This window comes from Telmatobacter sp. DSM 110680, assembly GCF_039994875.1.
Classification (GTDB): Bacteria; Acidobacteriota; Terriglobia; order Terriglobales; family Acidobacteriaceae; genus Telmatobacter.
In genome coordinates this window covers 1969338-1990767 of record NZ_CP121196.1, presented here as the reverse complement: position 1 = coordinate 1990767, position 21430 = coordinate 1969338, and the positions used below count along the sequence as shown (strand labels likewise).

General features: G+C 57.7%; 16 protein-coding genes and 1 pseudogene. 9 read left to right on the top strand and 8 right to left on the bottom strand.

Annotated features, from left to right (window positions below; translation table 11 throughout):
• Window position 1: 1 nt before the first annotated feature.
• Complete coding sequence (locus P8935_RS08265) at window positions 2-1468, top strand: DHA2 family efflux MFS transporter permease subunit (RefSeq protein WP_348264514.1); 1467 nt, start codon at window positions 2-4, stop codon at window positions 1466-1468.
• Window positions 1469-1566: 98 nt separating this feature from the next.
• Here P8935_RS08265 and P8935_RS08260 read toward each other — a convergent pair whose 3' ends face one another.
• Entirely contained in the window at window positions 1567-2616 is a 1050-nt protein-coding gene (locus tag P8935_RS08260; RefSeq protein ID WP_348264513.1) for a ketose-bisphosphate aldolase, read from the bottom strand.
• A 354-nt stretch (window positions 2617-2970) separates the two neighbouring features.
• Between P8935_RS08260 and P8935_RS08255 the strand changes: the two genes are divergently transcribed.
• Window positions 2971-4980 (top strand): CocE/NonD family hydrolase, encoded by a 2010-nt coding sequence (locus P8935_RS08255; protein WP_348264512.1) that lies wholly within the window; start codon window positions 2971-2973, stop codon window positions 4978-4980.
• Between the two features lie 59 nt (window positions 4981-5039).
• On the opposite strand, the gene rph is transcribed toward P8935_RS08255, so the two are convergent.
• A complete protein-coding gene (rph, locus tag P8935_RS08250) occupies window positions 5040-5783 on the bottom strand; it encodes a ribonuclease PH (RefSeq protein WP_348264511.1) in 744 nt (247 codons plus the stop codon).
• A gap of 360 nt (window positions 5784-6143) precedes the next feature.
• Complete coding sequence (locus tag P8935_RS08245) at window positions 6144-6443, bottom strand: hypothetical protein (protein ID WP_348264510.1); 300 nt, start codon at window positions 6441-6443, stop codon at window positions 6144-6146.
• Window positions 6444-6505: 62 nt separating this feature from the next.
• Here P8935_RS08245 and P8935_RS08240 point away from each other — a divergent pair, with 62 nt between their 5' ends.
• The 5 genes and pseudogenes from P8935_RS08240 (at window position 6506) to P8935_RS08220 (ending at window position 11501) form a co-directional block, all read left to right on the top strand.
• Window positions 6506-6982 (top strand): ATP-binding protein, encoded by a 477-nt coding sequence (locus P8935_RS08240; protein WP_348264509.1) that lies wholly within the window; start codon window positions 6506-6508, stop codon window positions 6980-6982.
• A 21-nt stretch (window positions 6983-7003) separates the two neighbouring features.
• Window positions 7004-7927, top strand: a pseudogene (locus P8935_RS08235) (sigma 54-interacting transcriptional regulator); the annotation flags it as partial.
• Window positions 7928-8214: 287 nt separating this feature from the next.
• Window positions 8215-8499, top strand: a complete 285-nt coding sequence (locus tag P8935_RS08230; RefSeq protein WP_348265318.1) for a helix-turn-helix domain-containing protein — start codon at window positions 8215-8217, stop codon at window positions 8497-8499.
• A 91-nt stretch (window positions 8500-8590) separates the two neighbouring features.
• Entirely contained in the window at window positions 8591-9118 is a 528-nt protein-coding gene (locus tag P8935_RS08225; protein ID WP_348264508.1) for a hypothetical protein, read from the top strand.
• A 157-nt stretch (window positions 9119-9275) separates the two neighbouring features.
• Window positions 9276-11501 (top strand): fused MFS/spermidine synthase, encoded by a 2226-nt coding sequence (locus P8935_RS08220; RefSeq protein ID WP_348264507.1) that lies wholly within the window; start codon window positions 9276-9278, stop codon window positions 11499-11501.
• 43 nt (window positions 11502-11544) lie between these two features.
• Here P8935_RS08220 and P8935_RS08215 read toward each other — a convergent pair whose 3' ends face one another.
• The 3 genes from P8935_RS08215 to P8935_RS08205 all read right to left on the bottom strand — a co-directional run bounded on the left by P8935_RS08215 (window position 11545) and on the right by P8935_RS08205 (window position 16628).
• Entirely contained in the window at window positions 11545-12903 is a 1359-nt protein-coding gene (locus tag P8935_RS08215; RefSeq protein ID WP_348264506.1) for an aminotransferase class III-fold pyridoxal phosphate-dependent enzyme, read from the bottom strand.
• Window positions 12904-13029: 126 nt separating this feature from the next.
• A complete protein-coding gene (locus tag P8935_RS08210) occupies window positions 13030-15495 on the bottom strand; it encodes an ATP-dependent Clp protease ATP-binding subunit (RefSeq protein ID WP_348264505.1) in 2466 nt (821 codons plus the stop codon).
• A gap of 308 nt (window positions 15496-15803) precedes the next feature.
• Window positions 15804-16628 (bottom strand): ABC transporter ATP-binding protein, encoded by an 825-nt coding sequence (locus tag P8935_RS08205; protein WP_348264504.1) that lies wholly within the window; start codon window positions 16626-16628, stop codon window positions 15804-15806.
• Between the two features lie 327 nt (window positions 16629-16955).
• Between P8935_RS08205 and P8935_RS08200 the strand changes: the two genes are divergently transcribed.
• On the top strand, window positions 16956-17789 hold the full coding sequence (locus P8935_RS08200) for a hypothetical protein (protein ID WP_348264503.1): 834 nt from the start codon (window positions 16956-16958) through the stop codon (window positions 17787-17789).
• A gap of 8 nt (window positions 17790-17797) precedes the next feature.
• On the opposite strand, the gene P8935_RS08195 is transcribed toward P8935_RS08200, so the two are convergent.
• Window positions 17798-19234 (bottom strand): NCS1 family nucleobase:cation symporter-1, encoded by a 1437-nt coding sequence (locus tag P8935_RS08195; RefSeq protein WP_348264502.1) that lies wholly within the window; start codon window positions 19232-19234, stop codon window positions 17798-17800.
• Window positions 19235-19515: 281 nt separating this feature from the next.
• On the opposite strand from P8935_RS08195, the gene P8935_RS08190 reads away from it, so the two are divergent.
• Window positions 19516-19989, top strand: coding sequence for a hypothetical protein (locus tag P8935_RS08190; RefSeq protein WP_348264501.1), 474 nt, complete (start codon window positions 19516-19518; stop codon window positions 19987-19989).
• A 21-nt stretch (window positions 19990-20010) separates the two neighbouring features.
• On the opposite strand, the gene hydA is transcribed toward P8935_RS08190, so the two are convergent.
• Window positions 20011-21408 (bottom strand): dihydropyrimidinase, encoded by a 1398-nt coding sequence (gene hydA, locus P8935_RS08185; RefSeq protein ID WP_348264500.1) that lies wholly within the window; start codon window positions 21406-21408, stop codon window positions 20011-20013.
• Between the last annotated feature and the right edge of the window lie 22 nt (window positions 21409-21430).

Below are 21430 nucleotides of genomic sequence, written 5' to 3'. Positions count from 1 at the left end.
CATGAGTTCATCTACAACCTCCCGCACAACAATCCAGGACCCTGTACCCTCTGACGCAGCCAAGGGTCTGCTGCCCTGGCTGGTCGCGGTCGCCTTTTTCATGGAGTCGCTCGATACCACCATCCTGAACACCGCAGTGCCGGCAATCTCCGAAGCTCTAAGCGTCACCCCTCTCAGCATGAAGGCCGTGCTCGCGAGCTACACCCTCAGTCTCGCGGTGTTCATCCCTATCAGCGGCTGGATGGCCGATAAATTCGGAACCCGCCGCGTCTTCGCCTTTGCCATCGGCCTCTTCACGCTCGGCTCTTTTCTCTGCGGCATCTCCACCAGCATTCATCTCCTCGTGGCATTCCGTGTCGTTCAGGGCATGGGCGGCGCCATGATGGTTCCGGTTGGCCGGCTCACGCTGGTGCGAACATTTCCGAAGTCAGACCTCATTCGCATCATGAGCTTCGTCTCCATCCCGGCGCTCATCGCCCCCATGCTCGGCCCTGTGGCCGGTGGCTTCATCGTCGACTACTTTCATTGGCGCGTTATCTTCTTTCTCAATATCCCCATCGGCATCATCGGGCTCATTCTTGTCTACATGCACTTGCCTAATTACTGCGAAGCCGACACCCCGCCCCTCGATATCGTGGGGCTCATTCTCTTCGGTTCGGGAATCGCATTGCTTTCGTATGTGCTCGAAGTTTTCGGCGAACACGCGCTGAGTTCGCGCGAAATCGTTAGTCTGCTGGCGCTCTCCATCGCGTTGCTCATTGGATACTGGCTGCACGCTCGCGTGCTGAAATTTCCACTGCTTCGTCTCAACCTGTTCGCGATCCGAACCTTCCGGGCCTCGGTGAATGGCAGCTTTTTCACGCGTCTCGGAATCGGCGGCGTGCCCTTTCTGCTTCCCTTGCTCTATCAAACCGGCCTCGGCTTCACTCCTATTCAATCGGGGCTGCTCATCATGCCACAGGCACTCGGCGCCATGAGCATCAAAGCCGTAATTCGCCGGCTGCTCGCGCTGATCGGTTATCGCGGCGTGCTCGTTTCGAACACCATCCTCATCGGGATTCTTCTCATGGTGTTTTCCACCATCGGCCTGCACACGCCTGTCTGGTTCATCCTGGTTCTCGCCTACTTTTATGGAGGATTCACATCGCTGCAGTACACCAGCATGAATACCCTGGTATACGCGGACATGGACGAGCCCGATACCAGCAGCGCCAGCACCATCGCCAGCACCATGCAGCAGATGTCAATCAGCTTCGGTGTGGCCGCGGCAGGACTGACGACTGCCTTCTTTGTACCCAGTGGCGCCTCGCGCGTACCGCAGGAGATGATTCACGGAATCCATCTCGCCTTCCGCACTTTGGGCGGCCTCACCATCTTGTCGACCATTGTCTTTGCGAGCCTGAAGAGCGGAGACGGCGACGCAGTGAGCCAGCAAAAAATCATGCGCCAGCATCATCCCGACGGGTAAGCTTAGTCATCGACCTTACCGGCAGCTCGCGATGAAGGCATGAAAAAGGCCATCTCACCTGCATGTGAGATGGCCTTAATTTTCTTGCTGCTGGAAAGTTACTTCGCTGCTACGAGTGGCTGCGTCGACAGAGTTCCATCCGCATAGCCCTTGGCGATTTCAGTAATCGCAATCGGCTTGTAGTCGCCCGCGTGTCCTGCCTGACCGAACTGCGTCATACGCAGCGCCACAACCTTCTTCATGGCCTCGCGTGCTGGCTTCAGGTAATCGCGCGGATCAAACTTCTCCGGGGTCTCCGCGAACACCTTGCGGATAGCGCCCGTGATGGCGAGGCGATTATCGGTATCCACGTTGATCTTACGAACGCCGTTGCGAATGCCCAACTGAATCTCTTCCACCGGAACGCCCCACGTGGGTTTCAGATTGCCACCGTACTGGTTCACGATGTCCTGCAGGTCCTTGGGAACCGACGAGCTGCCGTGCATCACAAGATGCGTGTGCGGCAACCGCTTGTGAATCGCGATCAGCACATCCATCTTCAACACCGAGCCATCCGGCTTCTTGTTGAATTTGTACGCGCCGTGGCTGGTCCCGATGGCGATGGCCAGCGCGTCAACGCCAGTGCGCTCTGCAAACTCGACAGCCTGGTCGGGATCGGTGATGTGCTCGAGACCCGAGCCGCCCGCGCCATGTCCGTCTTCCACGCCGCCCAGAACGCCGATCTCACCTTCAACCGTTACACCGCGCGCGTGCGCATAATCCACAACCTTGCGGGTGACTTCCACGTTCTCTTCAAAACTCGAGGGAGTCTTGCCGTCTTCTTTAAGAGACCCGTCCATCATCACCGAGGTGTAGCCCAGTTCGATGGCGCTCTTGCAGGTCTCAAAGCTGTTGCCGTGATCCTGGTGCATCGCAATCGGAATCTCTGGATTCAGTTCCGCGGCGGCCTGGATCAGGCGAAACAGGTAAAGGTCTTCTGCAAACTGCCGCGCACCGCGGCTGGCCTGCACGATTACCGGCGACTTGGTTTCCTTCGCCGCCATCATGATGGCCTGAATCTGTTCCATGTCATTGACGTTGAATGCGCCGACGCCGTATCCGCCCTTGGCGGCCTCGTCGAGAAGCTGCCGCATGGAGACTAAAGGCATAGCAATTCTCCTTCTTGATATCTTTCCGGAATTGAGCCGCCGTTACGTGCACACAGGCTATTTCAGCGGCGGGAACTGCAATCGTCCTTATGGTAGCAGAGACTCGCAAGCCAAAAGTGTGCCGCTGAACACACCGCCACAACTCGTTTATTGCAGAGGATATGCGCAGATGTGCTTGAACGGCCGCAATCCATGCAAATCTTCAGGACCAAACCTGCCAGCGCGCGAACATGACTTTTCACGAGGGCGATTTTCACGTTGTTATGCGGTCCGGTGACCTAGTAATCTGCATCTCTGTTCCGCAACTCCAATGTCTTCAACTCTGCTTTTGCAACTTCCAATGAGGTCGACCGCATGATTCGTTTCGCCAGTCGCTTTGCTTTTCCTTGTATTGCCGCCTTCGCAATCACGATCTCAATGCCCTTCTCAACTCAAGCGCAGCAAAGCCCCGCCCCGCAATATCCCAACTACCCCAGCGAAATGCCCGATCACCTTCAGCCGGTAACGTCCTCGTTCGATTTCGTTCGCCGCGAAGCCATGATCGCAATGCGCGACGGCGTCCATCTCCACACCGTGATCCTCATTCCGAGGGGCGCAGCCCACGCGCCCATCCTGCTCACGCGCACGCCCTACAGCGCCGATCAGCTCACCACGCACTCCAACAGCGCACACCTTGGGCCAAATCTCTACGGCTACGACAACGCCGTAGACGTCATCCTCGATGGCGGCTACATCCGTGTCATCCAGGACATCCGCGGCAAGTACGGATCCGAAGGCGACAACGTGATGAACCGCCCCAATCGCGGACCACAGAATCCCACTGCCGTCGACGAATCAACCGACACCTACGACTCCATCGAGTGGCTCATCCACAACATTCCCGAGACCAACGGTAAAGTAGGCATTCTCGGCATCTCCTACGATGGATGGCTGCCGCTCGCCGCCCTCATCCATCCTCATCCCGCACTCAAAGTCTCTGTGCCGATGAACCCCATGGTCGATGGCTGGATGGGCGATGACTGGTTCCATAACGGCGCCTTTCGCGAACAAAACATGCCCTACATCTACGAGCAGATCGGCACCCGCGACAACACCGCCAAGTGGTGGACATCGCACTTCGATGACTACGACGAATACATGAGTGCACCCTCAGTCGGCGAACTCGGCCATCGCCACGGCCTTGAACAAATAGGTTTCTGGAAGAAACTCATCGCCCACCCCGCGTACGACGCCTTCTGGTCCGACCAGGCCATGGACAAGGTCCTCGCAAAGGAGTTTCGCGACCACGGCATTCCCATCCCCATCCTTCTCGTCCACTCCCTCTGGGATCAGGAGGACATCTACGGCGCACCCGCTGTCTACAAAGCCATCAAGCCCTTGGATAAAGACAACGACAAGGTCTTCATGGTCCTAGGCCCCTGGCACCACGGCCAGGAGATTGAACCGGCCGACTCACTCGGCGCCATCCGCTTCGGATCGGACACTGGCACATGGTTCCGCAAGAACGTCCTCGCACCTTTCCTCGCTCACTACCTGAAAGACAACGCCCCCGCGATGGATATCGCGCCTGTGACTGCCTACGAAACCGGCGAGAACGAATGGCAGAAACTCCCAGCATGGCCCACCGCCCCCGCAACAAAGCCGCTTTACCTGCAGGCCGGATTCAAGCTCAGTTTCTCCGCGCAAGCCGCAGCGGAGTCTTCAGGGGCGGCAATACCTTCCCCTCAAACCTCGAATTCCCAGCCCGAATCCTTTGACGAGTATGTCTCCGATCCTGCCAAGCCCGTTCCTTTCCGCGCCCGTCCTAGCCAGCCTGTCGGCTACGAACTGCCCCTCACTTGGCCGCAGTGGCTCGTCGACGATCAGCGCGAAGCCTCGGGCCGCCCCGATGTCCTCACCTACACGTCCGATGTTTTGACCGCGCCGCTTCACATCACCGGGCAAGCCATCGCCAACATCGTGGCCTCAACTTCGGGAACCGATTCCGACTGGGTCGTTAAGTTGATCGATGTTTATCCGGATGAAGTGGCCGGCGATCCCAGCCTTGGCGGCTACCAGCTGGCCGTCGCCATGGACATCTTCCGCGGCCGCTACCGCGAAGGCTTCGCAGTAGCCAAGCCCATCGAGGCCGGCAAGCCTCTCACTTACCGCTTCCCGCTGCCACCCACGAACCATGTCTTTCTTCCCGGCCACCGCATCATGGTGCAGGTGCAGTCGAGTTGGTTCCCGCTCTACGACCGCAATCCGCAGACCTTCGTGGAGAACATCTTCTGGGCCAAGCCCAGCGACTTTCAGAAGGCAACGCAGCGCATCTACCACTCGCCCGACCACGCCAGCGCAATTGAACTGCCGATCGTGCCCTGATGGCAACGCCACGAAGTTACTGATCGATATGAGGCGAGTTCACCGCGCAGCCGGTGAACTCAGCCCTGAAGAACCGCTCGCTGAACCGCAAAGATCTCCTTGAGCCCCGCTTCCGCCAGATCGATCAGTCCATTTAAATCGCTGCGCGAGTAGCTCCCCTTTTCTGCCGTAGCCTGTGTCTCCACCAGTCCGCCCTCGGCCGTCATCACGATGTTCATATCGACCTCGGCCTGTGAGTCCTCTTCGTAGCAGAGATCAAGCAGCGGCACTTCGCCGACGATACCGACAGAAGTAGCCGCAACAAGCTGCTTCATCGGTGACTGCTTCAGCGTTCCCGCCTTCACCAGCGCATTCAGAGCAATCGCCAGCGCAACTGCGGCCCCCGTGATCGCTGCCGTCCGCGTGCCCCCGTCGGCCTGGATCACATCGCAATCCAGAATGACCGTTCGCTCGCCCAGCGCGTGCATGTCCACCACACCCCGCAAGCTCCGTCCGATCAGGCGCTGAATCTCATGCGTTCGTCCGCCGATCTTCCCCCGCTCGCTCTCCCGTGGCGTCCGCGTCACCGTCGACCGCGGCAGCATGGCGTACTCCGCTGTCACCCACCCCCGCCCAGAGTTACGCAGCCATCCCGGAACACCCTGCTCAATCGTCGCGTTGGTCAGCACCCGCGTGTTGCCCAGTGTCACCAGTACCGAGCCCTCCGCAGTCTGCACATAGCCCGGCGTAAGCGTCAAAGGGCGAAGCTGGTCTGGTTTGCGATCTGCTGGACGAAAGAAGCTAGTGTTTTCTGCGGGTTTCATAGGCCGATTGTACGAGAACGGGCCAAACAGACACTCCCCCTCAACGAAGCTCAACCGATTCGGGAATGTCCGATTCGGGAAGTTTTTACCTGATCCCCCGCAAGTTGCTCAATCCAGGAGGGCCCGACCGGATCCGGCGCCCAACAGTCCCAGTTCGGGAATCGACAACAAGCAGGATGCTTCCCGTCTTCAGACCCGTTCTCGGAGCTAAGCACATAAGTTTGTGGAACTTAAGAATGAGTGTCCTAATTTGGCACGCCGCGTGTAAATAGGAATGCCGAAAACGCGGGTTTCCAAACCCGGATTGAAACCAGGGAACAGGAAGGGCTAACCATGCACCAGGTCGAGCAATTGAGCGAATTAGGTGAAGTAGAACAAAAGCGCGTGGACAAGGTCGTCGACATTCTGTCCACCATGACCACTCGAGGCGAAGATGTCGCGGAGATCGCACACGATGCATGCAACATGGTCACCGCGCTTGATCTGTATTGTGACCTGCTGCAGGCGCCTGGCGTTCTGGGCGCGCCCTTTTCGCACTACGGCGGAGAACTCCGCCTCGTGGCCGCCGCCAGTCGCCGCCTGGTCGACAAACTCATGCTGATCGAAAACGCAAAGGCACCGAATCCGATCTCGTGGCGGCCGATACACCGATCGACCCATTCCTCACACCGGCAAAGAACTCGAGACAATGGAAGAACATTCCCGCGGAGCCAATCCGGAATATGGCCGAAGAAGTTCTCGCCAATCGCAGCCTGCTTGCTTCTTTGGCCGGGCCAACCATCGCGCTGACCGTCGATGCTCAGGGCGGCGCCGCTCCGGTGCGCATGACCTGCGAGGACCTTACGCGCATCCTGGTGAACCTGGTCAAGAATGCTGCGGAAGCAATGTCCGCTGTGGGCAGAATTCACATCACTTTGTGGGAAAGTTGCGGCGAACCGGGGAATAGCCCCTGGCTGACCTTGAATGTGGAAGACAACGGCCCAGGGCTGCCCCACAAAATCCTGGAGAGCATCTTTGAGCCTAGGCAATCGACCTCGAACCCGGCGGAGCAGATCGATGCGTGGCCCTTACGGCATCGTGGTCTCGGCCTCTCCATCACCCGCTCTGTCGTGGAGGCTGCCGGAGGCCTGATTCACGCCGCAAACCGAGATCCGGTGGGCGCGTGCTTTCAGATCGAGTTACCGGTCGAGATCGCGTAGCGCTTTTACGCGTTGCAACACATGAGTGATCTGGCCCACATAGGCAGAATTGATGAGGCGACTACGATGCTTTCAACCTTCTTTAGCTCTCAAAAGATGAGCCAACCTCCAGAAATATCGACGCAACTCTCCCAGTTGCACGTTCTCGTGGTTGATGCGGATGACACCTCTAGATCAGCCTGCGTCGAAATTGCCCGGAGTCTTGGATACAAAGCAGAAGGCATCTCCCGGTTAAGCCGGGTGAGATCCACTTTGATTCAGTTTCCGACCGACATCATCCTGATCGATCTCCCCAGGAATGGCGAAGCCGGTCTTGAAACCGTTGCTGAGATCAACGCCCTCCATCCGCGCATCTCCATCATTGCCATGGCGCCCGTGGATTCCGCCAGCGTAGCTCTGGCTGCGGTGCACTGCGGCGCGACCGACTATCTCAACAAGCCATTTACTGTGGATGAACTGGCATCTTCATTGGAACGGGCCAGCGCGCAAAACCACATGAACACCCAGTCCCGTCAACTCCGGGAGTGCTTGCGGGCACAGGACGGCATGGGACAGATGATCGGCCGCTCTCCACAGATGGAAAAGCTCTACAGGATTCTCTCCAAGGTGGCGAACTCGAGTCATCCAGTTCTGATTCTGGGAGAAAGCGGCACTGGCAAAGAAATGGTGGCGCGCACCATTCACACCTTCGGGCCCAATCCTGAAAAGCCTTTCTTGCCGGTTGACTGCGGCTCTCTCGTGCCGACGTTGGTAGAGAGCGAGCTTTTCGGCTATGTGAAGGGTGCCTTCACCGGCGCTAACCACTCTAAAGACGGACTGCTGGTCGCTGCCGGAGGCGGTACCGTTTTTCTCGACGAGATCGGGGAACTTACCCTTGAACTCCAGGCCAAACTGCTGCGCGCCCTGCAAGAAAAAGAAGTGCGTCCTGTCGGTTCCACACTGCGCACGCCGATCAAAGCCCGCATTCTGACCGCGATCTCGCCGCCATGGTCGAGCACGGTGCATTCCGCAAAGACCTCTACTATCGTCTCAATGTTGTCAATCTACGCCTCCCTCCGCTGCGGGATCGCAGAGACGACATACCGGTCCTTGTGGCGCACTTTCTCAATAGGATCCAGCGTTCGCATCCAGGAAAACTCAGCATTCATGACGACGCCCTGCGCATCATGGTCGCGTACGACTGGCCGGGTAATGTTCGCGAACTCGAAAATGCGGTGGAACACGGTGTGACCATGACATCGGGTGGGCAGATTGAACTTGGCGACCTGCCTACTCAGCTTCAACAGCAGGCACTTGCATCTCTTCATGCCTCTATGCGCGCAGGGAAAAAGCAGGAAACCGCGATCTCTAAAGACATCGTCCCTCTCGCCATTAAGGAGCGTGACGCCATCTTCGACGCCATTCGCGTTACTAACGGCGACAAGTTGGAAGCAGCTCGATTGTTGGGAATTGGAAAGACCACGCTGTATCGCAAACTGAAGGAATATGGATCACCCGATCCGCGTTCGATCGACTAGCATCCCAACATCGAGATCAGCGCAATTCACTTTCATCAACCTGCCCACGAGATCAAAACACATTGCGACAGCAAACATTTGAGGAGTGACCATGAGCATTCTTATCGTCAGTGGAATTGAAGGTGTGCGCAATTGTGCCGACGCCGTTGCCAAACTGCTTTCCCTCAAGGTTGAGGTTGCAGAAAGTCGCAGAACTGCCTTGGATGCGCTGCGCAAAAGAGCGTTTTCGGCCGTCGTCGTCGACGAGACGCTGGCGGAATGTGATCCGCTGGCTGCTGACGCGATCTGGGAGCACGCGGGGCAGGCTATTCCCCTTCAGATCAATTTTGCACTCTCCGGCGCGGCGCGCATCGTCCGGGAAATTCGCGCGGCGCTCAGCCGCCGTGAGAGAGAACAGGCCGTGGCTCAGCTTGCCGCGCGCGAAGAGATCGGAATGGAACTACGGCAGACGGTAACGGGATTACTGCTTCAATCTCAGTTAGCCCTTTCGCAAAATGGAGTACCCCTCGTGGTAGCGGACAAACTGCGCATGGTTGCCGATCTCGCCGGAACTCTCCGCCAACAGTTGTCCACTCTATCGCAAGCCGAGAAACTGGCCGCCACTTCTGCCAATCGATGAAGAACTGCAATTGCAACGGGCCCTTTATGTACGTCTCGGCTCGAAACGACACAGCACTCCAGCCCTGCGGATATCATGTTTACATCGACCAATCGAACAGGTCCTATGCTTCGACCCATATGATCGACAAATTGGCCTTGCAGGGATTCCTCATCGCATGATCCTGGTTCTCTTCAGCATCTCTGTCTTTCTCAGTGCGGCGCTCCTCTTCCTGGTCGAACCCATGGTTGCGAAGATGCTGCTTCCTCTGTTGGGCGGTTCCCCGGCAGTCTGGAATACTTGTCTTGTCTTTTTCCAAGCGTTCTTACTTGCCGGATACGCGTACGCGCATGCTGCAACGAAATGGTTCAAGTGGCGAGTCGTGCTGACGATTCAATGCGCGCTTCTCCTGCTCCCCGCGCTGATCGGCGTTCTCCCTCTGCATCTTCCCCATGGCTCTGCTCCCCCGACACAAGCGAATCCAATTCCTTGGATTTTGTCGGCCCTCGCCGTTTCTGTCGGCATCCCCTTCTTCGCGCTCTCTTCCTGCACGCCGATGCTGCAGCGATGGTTCGCCACATCGAGAAGCAACCAGGCGAAGGACCCCTATTTTCTCTATGCAGCGAGTAATGCCGGCAGCATCGTCGGTCTGCTTGCTTACCCCTTCTTGTTGGAACCCATGCTTACGCTCGGCTCCCAGGGCCGCCTGTGGAGTATTGGCTACGTCACGCTCACTGCAGCAGGCCTGACCTGCGCTGTAACTTGCTGGAACCCACCCACCCCGATCCCTGGCGAACAACACGAGGATGCAGAACAGAAGCATGAGATTTCCATGCGCACCCGTTTTCGTTGGATCGCTCTCGCATTCGTTCCCTCCAGCCTGATGCTGGGTGTGACCACAGCCATCACCACCGATGTGCCCGCAATCCCGCTCTTCTGGATGATTCCACTGGCACTTTATCTGCTCAGCTTCGTGTTCGTATTTGCGCGGCGACAGTTCATCTCTCCGACAATATTCGATCAGCGCCTTCCCATACTGATTCTCTGCGGCCTGGTTCCAGGAATGTTGCAATCCAAGTTGCCCTTGTTGGCGATGCTCATCCTGTATTCGATACTGCTTTTCAGTGTGGCCATGGTTTGTCATGGAGAACTGGCTGCAACTCGGCCGCCAGCGTACAAGCTAACCGAGTTCTATCTATTGATCTCCGTTGGAGGCGTGCTCGGCGGCGTCTTCAACTCCATCATCGCCCCGATTGCCTTTCACTCCGTGGTCGAATTTCCCATCGCCCTGATCTGTGCAGCCTTGCTGCGTCGCCCCCTTCATCAGAGTTCTCTCGACACGTCGGAAGAGACCCGCGCCCGCAGGCTCGACTGGCTTCTTCCTCTCGCACTCGGCATCGGCATGACTGCCGCATTCCTCATCCCGCGCGCCGGCGGAATGCATCTGCCTGTCGCCGCCTACTTTCTCATCTTCGGCGTCGCGATGGCCTGCTGCCTCTTCTTCGCTCAGCGAAGGCCTATCCGATTTGGACTTGGAGCCGCCGCGGCATTTCTAGCCAGCCAGTTTTACGTCGGTCCCTACGGACACATTCTCGATATGGAGCGCAGTTTCTTCGGCGTCTACCGCGTAGCGGACGACCCAACGGGAAGATTCCGCGATCTGCTCCACGGTGCGACCCTGCACGGGATGCAAAGCCTCGACCCGGCAAAAAGCCGAATTCCGCTCGCCTACTACACGGCAGGTGGACCGGCAGGCCAAATTGCCCGTGCGCTCTACGACAACTCCTCAGACGACTGGGCAATCGTCGGTCTGGGAGCGGGCGCAATGGCCTGTCTCGCGCAGCCCGGCCAAAATCTCACCTATTACGAGATCGATCCGCTGGTGGCGCATATCGCCGCGAACCCTCGCTACTTCACGTTCCTGCGCGACTGCGCTCCCCACGCAACGATCGTGATGGGTGATGCGCGGCTCAAACTCACACAAGCGCGCAATGGTCAATACCGGATGATCGCCCTCGACGCCTTCAGCGGTGATTCGATCCCCATGCACCTCGTGACGCGCGAAGCGCTGCGACTCTACCTCAGCAAGCTTGCGCCCGGCGGCCTCATCGCCTTCCACATCACCAATCAGCATCTCGACCTCGCACCGGTACTCGCCAATCTTGCGCAGGATGCAAGTCTCATCGCGTGGATTGAAGATGATTCCACGCTCACCGAACAGCAGGCCAGCGAAGGAAAACTCGGATCGCGCTGGGTCGTGATGGCTCGCAGCACGGATGATCTAGCGCATCTTGTGGCAAGTGCCGATTCGCTGGCGTCGTGGGTCCCGCTTGAAACACGATCAGACGCTCGCCTCTGGACCGATGACTACTCGAACCTGCTGACAGTTATCCGCTGGAAATAGATCGACCGTCGCACCTGATCAGCGGGACGCGTTGCAGTCTCGCTTACTCCACCAGCGCGTCCGCGATCCCAAGATGTCGGTCGAGCGCGTCGATACCAAAATCAATTTCTTCTTTGGTCACGATCAGCGGCGGTGCAATCACGAAGTGGCTTACCCATGCCTGCTGCGCCACGCCATCCGCCATCATCTTCGCGGCAATCTGATCAACCACCAGCGCCCTGCCTTCCACCTTGTCCCGCATGGTGTTGAAGGGCTGCTTTGTCTTGCGGTTCTTCACCAGTTCCACCGCGAAGAAAAGCCCGAGCCCCCGCACATCCCCAATCGATGGGTGCTTTTCTCTCAGCACTTCGAGCTTCTGCCTCACATACGGCTCAAGCTCAGCGGAACGCTCCACGAGCTTGAGGCGCTGCATCTCTTCAATGGTGGTTACCGCGGGCCCGAGCGTGATGGGATGCGCTTCATAGGTGTGCCCATGCGAAAAATAGTGATCCTCAAAGTGGTCCGCAATCTTCTTTGTCGTCGCGCAGAGACCCAGGGGCACGTATGCCGAAGTAATTCCCTTAGCCGTAACTAGGATGTCCGGCTTCACACCCCAATGATCGACGGCAAACCACTTTCCGGTGCGGCCCCACCCTGCCATCACCTCGTCATCGATCATCAACACGCCATGTCGATCGCAGATTTCGCGCAGCCGCGGAAAGTACTCTGGCGGCGGAATCAATACTCCGTTGGTCCCCACCACCGGCTCAAGAATGATTGCCGCCACATCGCTCTCGTTCTCGATCATGTGCTCGATGTAGTCGACGCACGCGACATTGCAGCCGGGATACGCGTGCTTGATCGGACAGTCGTAGCAATTCGTCTCCGGCGCAAACACCACGTTGTGGATTTTGCCCGCCGGCTCCATCGCCCAGCGGCGAGGGTCACCCGTAGCGGCGATTGAGCCCGCCGTTGACCCGTGATACGACCGGTAGCGGGAAATGATCTTGTTCTTTCCCGTGTACATGCGGGCAATCTTGAATGCCGCTTCATTTGCTTCCGTACCGCTGGTGGCAAAGAAGAATTTTTCCAGCCCCGCCGGCAAGACTTCAAGCAGCTTCGCACTGAGCCTGGCACGCGCTTCCGTCGCATATGCAGGACCGACAAAGGCCAGCTCGCGCGCCTGCCTGCCGATCGACTCCACCACCGCAGCGTTCTTATGGCCGAGGTTGACGCACATGAGTTGCGCACTGAAATCGAGGTAGCGTTTGCCCGCGCCATCCGTGATCCAGCAACCCTCAGCATCGGCGATGTAAAGCGGCTTCCAGGTCTTCTGAAAGCGCCAAGTGCCGTAGTTGGTCTTACGAGTAAGGCTGCTGACTTCTTCTGCCGTCAATTCTGGATGAGTGACGATATCGGCCATTTGTGACCTCGCATCGGGAATATTCCAACTATGCTACGGCATTGCGCCGAGCCTTGGCATGAACGTGCCTCAAATCAAAACCCCCAGCGGGTTAGCCGGGGGTTTCGCATTAGCGTGCACCAGATCCTAAGCGCTGTACAGCAGAATTCCGGCGGCCTTCTCATCGCTCGCCGTTACGTCTGCGCTTACCGGACGATAGAAGAGCTGGTTGTTTTCGAGATAGACCTCAAGGAAGGCCGGGCGTGCCTGTATCTGGCCTGCGATGAGCGCCTCAGACAGTGGATCTTCAACGTAGCGCTGCAGGGCACGGCGCAAAGGACGAGCACCGTAGCTGCGGTCGCCGAGGGTCTTGTCGAGTATCCACTTCTTGGCCTCTTCGGTCACCGAGATGGTAATTGCCTTCTGAGCCAAGTTGGCGTTCAAGCTCTGCACCAGCAGCTCGACGATCTGAATCAGATCACCATCTGACAAGGACATGAACAGAATGACCTCATCCAGTCTGTTGAGGAACTCAGGATTGAAGGTCTTCTTGACTTCCTGCTTCACCAGTTCTTCAACCTTGTCGTTGACCAGGTCTTCGCGATCACTCTGGAAGCCGAGCCCCTGCTTCTTCTGCAGGTGCCGTGCGCCGATGTTCGACGTCATGATTAGGATCGTGTTCTTGAAGTCAACCGTGTTGCCCAGTCCATCCGTCAACTGGCCGTCTTCAAACACCTGCAGCAGGATGTTGAACACGTCCGGATGCGCCTTCTCGATTTCGTCGAGCAAGACGACCGAATAAGGAGACCGCTTGACGCGTTCGGTTAGCTGGCCGCCCTCCTCGTAGCCCACGTATCCCGGAGGCGAACCGATCAGTTTCGACACCGAGTGTTTTTCCATGAACTCCGACATGTCGAAGCGGATGAGCGCCTTGTCCGATCCAAAGAGGAAGTTAGCAAGCGTGCGCGCCACTTCCGTCTTGCCCACGCCGGTAGGTCCGAGGAACAGGAAGCTTCCAATCGGCCGCGCAGGCGATTTCAATCCAGCTCTCGACCGGCGTATTGCTCGCGCCAGTGCGGAGATGGCCTTCTCCTGCGAGATGATGCGCTTGTGGAGTTCTTCTTCCACACGCAACAGTTTCTGCGTCTCTTCTTCCTTGATGCTGGTAACGGGAACCCCGGTCCAGCGGCTGACGACATCTTCAATGTCTTCGCGGCCTACGATGCCGGCAGCGGAGTCATCGAGATGGTACTTGTCACGCAGGGCGCGCAGGTTTTCGCGTTCTTTGCGCTCCTCGTCTGAGTAGAAGCGAGCCTTTTCGAATTCGTGATTCGCAATCGCCGAATCCATACGGTGCACGATGAACTTGATGCGCTTCTGGACTTCGGTGATCTCCTCAGGCAGCGAGGTCTGACGCAGCTTTACGCGGGCGCCGGCTTCGTCGATCAAATCGATGGCCTTATCGGGCAGGAAGCGATCGGGGATATAGCGATTGGAGTGCGATACAGCGAACTCGATGGCGGCATCGGTGTAGCTGACCGCGTGGAATTTTTCGTAGCGATCCTTGATGCCGTTGATGATCTTGATGGCATCTGCTTCGTTAGGCGGTGGAACCTTCACAGCCTGGAAGCGCCGCTCGAGCGAGCGATCTTTCTCGATCGATTTGCGATACTCAGCCGGCGTGGTGGCGCCAATGCACTGAATCTCGCCACGAGAGAGAGCGGGTTTGAGGATGTTAGCTGCGTCAAGCGAACCCTCTGCAGATCCAGCGCCAACGAGTGTATGCAACTCGTCGATAAAGATGATGGAGTTTTGATTCTCCATCAGCTCTTTCATGATGGTCTTCAGTCGCTCTTCAAACTGGCCGCGATACTTGGTGCCGGCCACGATGAGCGACAGATCCAGGGCAAGCACCCGCTTGTCGGCGAGAAAACTTGGCACTTCACCATCAGCGATGCGCTGTGCCAATCCTTCAACGATTGCCGTCTTGCCCACGCCGGGCTCGCCGATGAGCACCGGGTTGTTCTTGGTGCGGCGGCACAGGATCTGAATCACGCGTTCCAGTTCGCCGTCGCGGCCAACCAGCGGATCAAGCTGTCCGTCCATGGCGGCTTGGGTCAAGTCGCGGCTGAACTCGGCCAGCAGACTCGATTCACGCTGCCGTGCCTGTTGCGGTGCCTTCTCCTGCGTTACCCGCGCCAGTTCGTCGCGAATCTGCGCGAGCTTGAGGCCGCGCTCCTGCAGAATCTCAGACGCGAAGCACTTTTCTTCGCGCAGCAGGCCTAACAGCAGATGTTCGGTACCGATATGCTTGTGCCCGAGACGCTCGGCTTCCTCGGCTGCGTAGGCCAGGACGCGCTTGCACTCGTTTGAAAGCGGCAGGTCGACACTCGTCGACACCTTCTCGCGAATCGTGGTATGCGCCTCAATCTGTTTGCGAATCGACTCCACCGAGGCGTGCGAACGCAAAAAGCGATTGGTTAACGCCTTGTCTTCGCGCAAAAGCCCCAGCAATAAATGCTCGGTCTCGATATAGGGCGAACCAAACTGGCTGGCCTCATAACGCGCGAAGAAGATCACGCGTCGTGCCTTCTCCGTATAGCGTTCGAACATACTGATCTCCTCTTGCAGCAGGCTGTCGGTAGAAGTGGCCGTCCGATTCTCCAGTTCCAAGCGACAAATACCAGTCCTTGGAACCCGTAATCGATTCAGCCCAACTTGCCGCGCCCCTCTTTGAAGTAACGCCGCCGGTGGCCCCGGAAAATCTCTTACTGCCCCGAACAGCTCTTTTGGATGGACCAGAATTGCCAGTCGCTCCGGAGTTCCTCTTCCGCAGCCACCCCACCCACCGCTGTGAGCCCGGAAAGCAATTCCAGACCCACCTATACAATCTGACTCAAAAACCACCCGGAAAGGTGCTTTTACTGGTCCCTGCCGGGGTGAGCTCCCGCTGTGGGGGGAACTTCCACTTGGGCAACTCCCACAGTATGAAGGCGCCCGCCCTCCAGGCGCAGAGTCCGCGTACACCGCGCGGCCAGATCCAGGTTGTGGGTCACCAAAATTGAAGTGAGCCCGTGGGTTACGTGCAATCGTTCTAAAAGATCAAAAACGCGCCCGGCTGTCGTTTCATCCAGATCGCCGGTAGGTTCGTCTGCCAACAGAAGCCGCGGATTTCCGACGAGTGCCCGGGCCAGCGCCACGCGCTGCTGCTCTCCACCTGAAAGCTCTCCCGGCCGGTGGTCACCACGATCCTCCAGGTCGACCTCCTTAAGCCAATTAGATGCAGCATCTAGAGCCTCTCGACGAGTAATTCCACGGGCCAGTAGCGGCATCGCAACGTTTTCCAGCGCTGAAAACTCCGGTAACAGGTAGTGAAACTGCCACACGTAGCCAATCTCGCGGTTGCGAAAGGCCGCAGCCTCTCGAGCATTGAGAGTTGCTACGTTGATTGATGCGCAGTGTACAGTGCCCGCTGTCGGCGCATCAAGAGCGCCCAGAATGTGCAAAAGTGTGCTCTTTCCCGCTCCCGACTGGCCGACGATGGCCACCAGTTCCCCTGGAGATACTGTCAAATCAAGTTCTTTGAAGAGAGTGAGCGCTCCGCGCGCGGTGCGATAAGTCTTTTCGAGATCGTGGACATGGATGAGCGGAGAACCGCTCAGGGAGGAATTCGCCTGCACTCGCAAGTTCGGCTCCCGCGTAGAGCGGAAGACCGGGCTGGCAGCCGCTGGAGTGATTTGCATCATTCGCTGTTCTTATTTTATCGCGAAGATTTAACCGGGATGCATGGCGAAAGTTATGACGGACTGCAAGGGAGTAACCCTTTTTGGAGTGGCGTCATAATTCCGAACGACATCGCCACAAACGCCTCGCTGCGGTGCCCTTCGCACGAATCGATTCAAGCCAGTCGTCCCGGAGGCGCTATGCGCTGCTGCGCACTCCCCCTCAAGTTGCCCGCATTCGGCCCGATGAAGAAGAACCGGCCGCTCTCCGCTTATCGAGACATTAGTAATGCCCGCGTGCGATCGATCACTGCGGTTCTCTCTCAGGTTTCGTAAAAACGAAGTTAGCTCATGCGTTTCGCTCGTCTCATTTCGGCAGTCTTGCTCACTTCACTGCTCACCGCGGGCGCCATGGCCGTGCGCGCACAGGCGACCTTCCGCGAGCACAACAGCGCCATGGCATCTCTGCAACCCACGCTTATCACCCCACTGATCGCGCCCGATCCTCGCCTCGTCCAGTACGATCGCTTTTCCGTCTCGCATTCATTCACGGCAGCCGGATCGGAGACCGTGAACTACGGCAATGGAAAGGGCGGTGGTGTCATCGTTGGAAATCGCTTTGAATTCGATTTCATTCCGCCTCCCTACATCCAGCACAACAGCGACGCCGACGACGGCTTCGGAGATATCTCGGCCCTGGCGAAATTCCGCATCGCATCCGGCAATGCGGAGAGCGGCAACTTCGACGTCGCGGCAGTCCTCAGTCACTGCTTCGCCACCGGCAGCAACAAAAACGGATCCATGACCGACTCCTTCAGTCCCGCGCTCACCGCCGGGTTTGCCTTTCGGCGCCGCTTTGATGTCATTAGTTCGCTAGGCAGCACCATGCCTACGGGCAAGATCCATACCCAGGGAAGATCGATCGCGTGGAATGCGCTGGCCCAGACGCGCGCCACTCCCCACATCTGGTTCGAAGTCGAAAATAATGCGAGCTTCTATTTCGCAGGTAGCCACGACGGCAAAATGCAGAACTTTGTTCTTCCAGCGGCGTTTTATGTTGTCCGGCCGAAGAGCTGGAAACCGACGCATCCCTACTTCATCGTCGACGCCGGCATGCAGATTGCCACATCTGGATTCCACACCTACAACCACAACCTGATCACCGAGGCGCGCTTACTCTTTTAGTCGGCATTTTAATCTGCATCCCCCCGCGAACCCGCAGATTCAAAGGCCGGCGCACCTTCCGCCACCGGTCCAGCAAACTTCATCAGGGCCACATAGATTCCGCCCGCCGTAAAAAAACCAACGAACCACGCGTAGTCATACAAGAAGTGCAGCGGCTTCACGCCGAGCCCCACCAATGCAATCGCCACTCCGATAACCAACGCCACAATCGCCCGCGGATTGATGCCGCGTGTGTAGTGATACATGCCTTCGGAGTGGTAGAGCGAGTTCACATCGAGTTCGGTCTTGCGGATCAGGAAATAATCCGAAACCATGATGCCCGCCACAGGTCCCAGCAGGCCGGAATAACCGACGAGCCAGCCAAAGATGTAAGCATCCGGGGTTGCGAGGAGTTTCCATGGGCACATGGCAAGACCGAGAAATCCCGTAATCAGCCCGCCCGTACGAAAGCTGATGAGCCTCGGATAGAGATTGGAAAAGTCGTTCGACGGTGAAACAACATTGGCGCCAATGTTCACATTCAGCGTGGCGATCAGGATAGCGATCAATGCAATGAATGCCACGACCGGTTGATGAAACGCGCCGATCAACTCGATTGGGTTCCAGATTGGCCGCCCAAACAGCACCGTTGACGCCGATGTCACCGAGATGCCCACAAACGTGTAAAGTGTCATCGCCACAGGCAGCCCGAAGGCCTGTCCATAAGCCTGCGCGTGCTGCGACTTGGAGTAGCGCGTGAAGTCCGGAATGTTGAGCGCGAGCGTTGCCCAGTAGCCCACCATTGCCGTCAGCGACGGGAAAAATACTCCCATAAATTCACCCGTTGAATGAAACTGGCTCGGCGTCGAAAGCATCGATCCAAAACTCCCCGCCTTGATCCGCACCCAGATCAGCAGCGCCGCCGCCATGATGAACATGAAGGGCGCGCCAAACGCCTGCAGATGCCGGATCGACTCCACCCCGCGCCACACAATCACCATGTTCAGCAGCCAGAACAGCAGAAAGCACGCCCATTTCGCGAAGGCCGATCCCGCAACTCCAGGCCAGATCACCGCCAGCATCGAATGAATCGCTGTGCCACCGATCCACGACTGGATGCCGAACCATCCGCAAGCCACCACCGCCCGCAGAATCGCCGGCAGATTTGCTCCCCGCACTCCGAAGGGCGCGCGAATGAACACCGGGAACGGAATCCCATACCGCGTTCCCGCATGTGCATTCAGCAGCATCGGCACCAGCACGATCAGATTCCCCAGCAGCACCGTGCCCACCGCCTGCTTCCAGTCCATTCCCTTGGCAATCAGCGACGATGCAAGCTGATACGTCGTGATCTCCATCGACATGGAGAACCACAGCGCGATGTAACTGTACGTGGTCCAGGTGCGCTGCGCGGGCGTGGTCGGCGCCAAGTCGCAGTTGGATAAAGTGGGGTCGACTGTACTCAAGCGGCCTCCGGTGTAAATCGGTATACACGAATGCAAATGAGAACGCGATAAGGAACTAATTGATCCACGAAAGGTTCGTTTGCCGCACACTCATTCTGAATGAGCTTTTAAGAAACAAGAGCCTGTGCCACAGTGACTGCGTTTGTGTCGAGATCAGCGAGGTCTCGAACATAACGCCGGAACACAGTAGCCCTGGTTTCTAATGCTGTTCGTGCCATACTCAACGTGTGAACCTCCGGGCAAGTACAATTCGCGCCACCCTTCTTGTGTTCCTGATCTCCGTGCCTCTCTTTGCACAGGAAGCAAAGACCGTCGGCACCGTTTCGCCGAACCTCGTCGAGTTCAGAATTCCATTGGAACAGCCCGCAAACGCCACATGGGACTGGAATCGCGCAGAGACTCCGGACAACGACGGCGAATACACCTGGCAGGTCGCGGTTTCGAACGGCAGCAGTAGATACGCGTTCGGCTTCTATCTGTACAAACTTCCGGGTTCAAAACCGGCGCACGGAGACCTGCATGCCTTGTTCAAAGCCGGACAGGCCTCGGTGTTCAAAGAAAACACCGAGGGGAGCGGCGATATGGTTCAGAACGCAAAAGTCAGCGTATCGACCGAAAACGATAGAATCGTACTGCGCATCGCCGACGCCGGGTTGATACACACAATTTTTGCCGGACGTCCCGAAAGCGCCACGGTTAACACGCGCGCAATCGGCTCAAACTTTGAGGTCGTGAAGATCGAATATCACAACTAGGGGTCGCTTCCCACACGTCTGTTATTTCCACGCGCCGCCACGGGCTTCGCGGCGTAGATACTGACCTCGGCCGGGCTTGCCGATGAATTTGCCCTTCGACACGATCAGTTCCCCACGCGAATAAACATCCCGCGCATTTCCGCGCACCTTGAACCCCTCAAACATTGAGTAATCCACCCGCATGTGATGGGTGGCTGCCGAGATGGTGAGATCGGCCTTTTCGTCCCACAAGACAATGTCGGCATCGCTGCCCGCAGCCAGCACGCCTTTCTTCGGATACATACCGAAGATGCGAGCGGGGGCTGTGGAGACGAGTTCCACGAAGCGGTTGAGCGAGAGATTTCCCTGGCCTACACCGTGGTGATGAAGTAACTGGAGGCGGTTTTCGATGCCGGGCCCGCCGTTGGGAATTTTGGTGAAGTCGTCCTTGCCTAGTGCTTTCTGATCCTCGAAACAGAATGGGCAATGGTCGGTCGAGACAACTTGCAAATGATCTTTGCGCAGACCCTGCCACAACTTCGGCTGATTGCGTTTCTCGCGGAGGGGTGGCGTGAATACATACTTTGCGCCCTCCCAGCCCTTGTCCTGCATGTTGTCCTCGATGGAGAGCAACAGATATTGCGGGCAGGTTTCGGCGAATGCGGGAAGGCCGCGATCACGCGCTTCGCGAACCTGATTCAGAGCATCCTCGCTCGATAGATGGACGATGTAAACGGGAACGCCGGCCATCTCCGCCATCGCAATCGCGCGATGCACTGCCTCGGCCTCGGCGACTGTTGGACGCGTCAGGGCGTGATAGATGGGTGCGGTCTTGCCTTCGGCCAAAGCCTGCTGGACTATCACATCAATCACTGACCCGTTCTCCGCATGCATGCAGATCAGCGCGCCGTTCTTCGCGGTCTGCCGCATCGCTTTGAAGATCGTGGCGTCGTCGACCATCAATACGTTGGGATAGGCCATGAACAATTTGAAACTGGCCACTCCCTCGCGCACCATGTCGTCCATGTCTTCGAGGCCCGCGTCTGGCAGATCGGTGATGATCATGTGCAGGCCGTAGTCGATGCAGGCCTTGCCCTCCGCCTTCTTCCACCAGGTGTCGAGAGCCGAGCGCATCCTGGTGCCGCGGGCCTGGATCGCGAAGTCAACTATCGTGGTCGTACCGCCGATGGCCGCCGCACGTGTGCCCGTCTCAAAGTCATCCGCAGAGCAAGTCCCGCCAAATGGCATGTCGAGATGGGTATGCGCGTCGATGCCGCCCGGCATCACCAGCAGTCCGGATGCATCAACAATCGTGTCAGCCGCACTAGCCGGAATTCCCGCGCGCACCTCCTTGATGATCGCGCCGTCGATTAATAGATCAGCCTTTACCGTCGAGTCGGCATTAACGATGGTTCCGTTTTGAATGAGAATCGAAGGCATGATGGGTATCTCGATGAAGAAC

Bases quoted from the DNA above. Each gene is read 5' to 3' on its own strand.
- P8935_RS08265 (WP_348264514.1), top strand. From the start codon at position 2: ATGAGTTCATCTACAACCTCCCGCACAACAATCCAGGACCCTGTACCC.
- P8935_RS08260 (WP_348264513.1), bottom strand. From the start codon at position 2,616: ATGCCTTTAGTCTCCATGCGGCAGCTTCTCGACGAGGCCGCCAAGGGC.
- P8935_RS08255 (WP_348264512.1), top strand. From the start codon at position 2,971: ATGATTCGTTTCGCCAGTCGCTTTGCTTTTCCTTGTATTGCCGCCTTC.
- rph (WP_348264511.1), bottom strand. From the start codon at position 5,783: ATGAAACCCGCAGAAAACACTAGCTTCTTTCGTCCAGCAGATCGCAAA.
- P8935_RS08245 (WP_348264510.1), bottom strand. From the start codon at position 6,443: ATGGGTCGATCGGTGTATCGGCCGCCACGAGATCGGATTCGGTGCCTT.
- P8935_RS08240 (WP_348264509.1), top strand. From the start codon at position 6,506: ATGGCCGAAGAAGTTCTCGCCAATCGCAGCCTGCTTGCTTCTTTGGCC.
- P8935_RS08230 (WP_348265318.1), top strand. From the start codon at position 8,215: ATGACATCGGGTGGGCAGATTGAACTTGGCGACCTGCCTACTCAGCTT.
- P8935_RS08225 (WP_348264508.1), top strand. From the start codon at position 8,591: ATGAGCATTCTTATCGTCAGTGGAATTGAAGGTGTGCGCAATTGTGCC.
- P8935_RS08220 (WP_348264507.1), top strand. From the start codon at position 9,276: ATGATCCTGGTTCTCTTCAGCATCTCTGTCTTTCTCAGTGCGGCGCTC.
- P8935_RS08215 (WP_348264506.1), bottom strand. From the start codon at position 12,903: ATGGCCGATATCGTCACTCATCCAGAATTGACGGCAGAAGAAGTCAGC.
- P8935_RS08210 (WP_348264505.1), bottom strand. From the start codon at position 15,495: ATGTTCGAACGCTATACGGAGAAGGCACGACGCGTGATCTTCTTCGCG.
- P8935_RS08205 (WP_348264504.1), bottom strand. From the start codon at position 16,628: ATGATGCAAATCACTCCAGCGGCTGCCAGCCCGGTCTTCCGCTCTACG.
- P8935_RS08200 (WP_348264503.1), top strand. From the start codon at position 16,956: ATGCGTTTCGCTCGTCTCATTTCGGCAGTCTTGCTCACTTCACTGCTC.
- hydA (WP_348264500.1), bottom strand. From the start codon at position 21,408: ATGCCTTCGATTCTCATTCAAAACGGAACCATCGTTAATGCCGACTCG.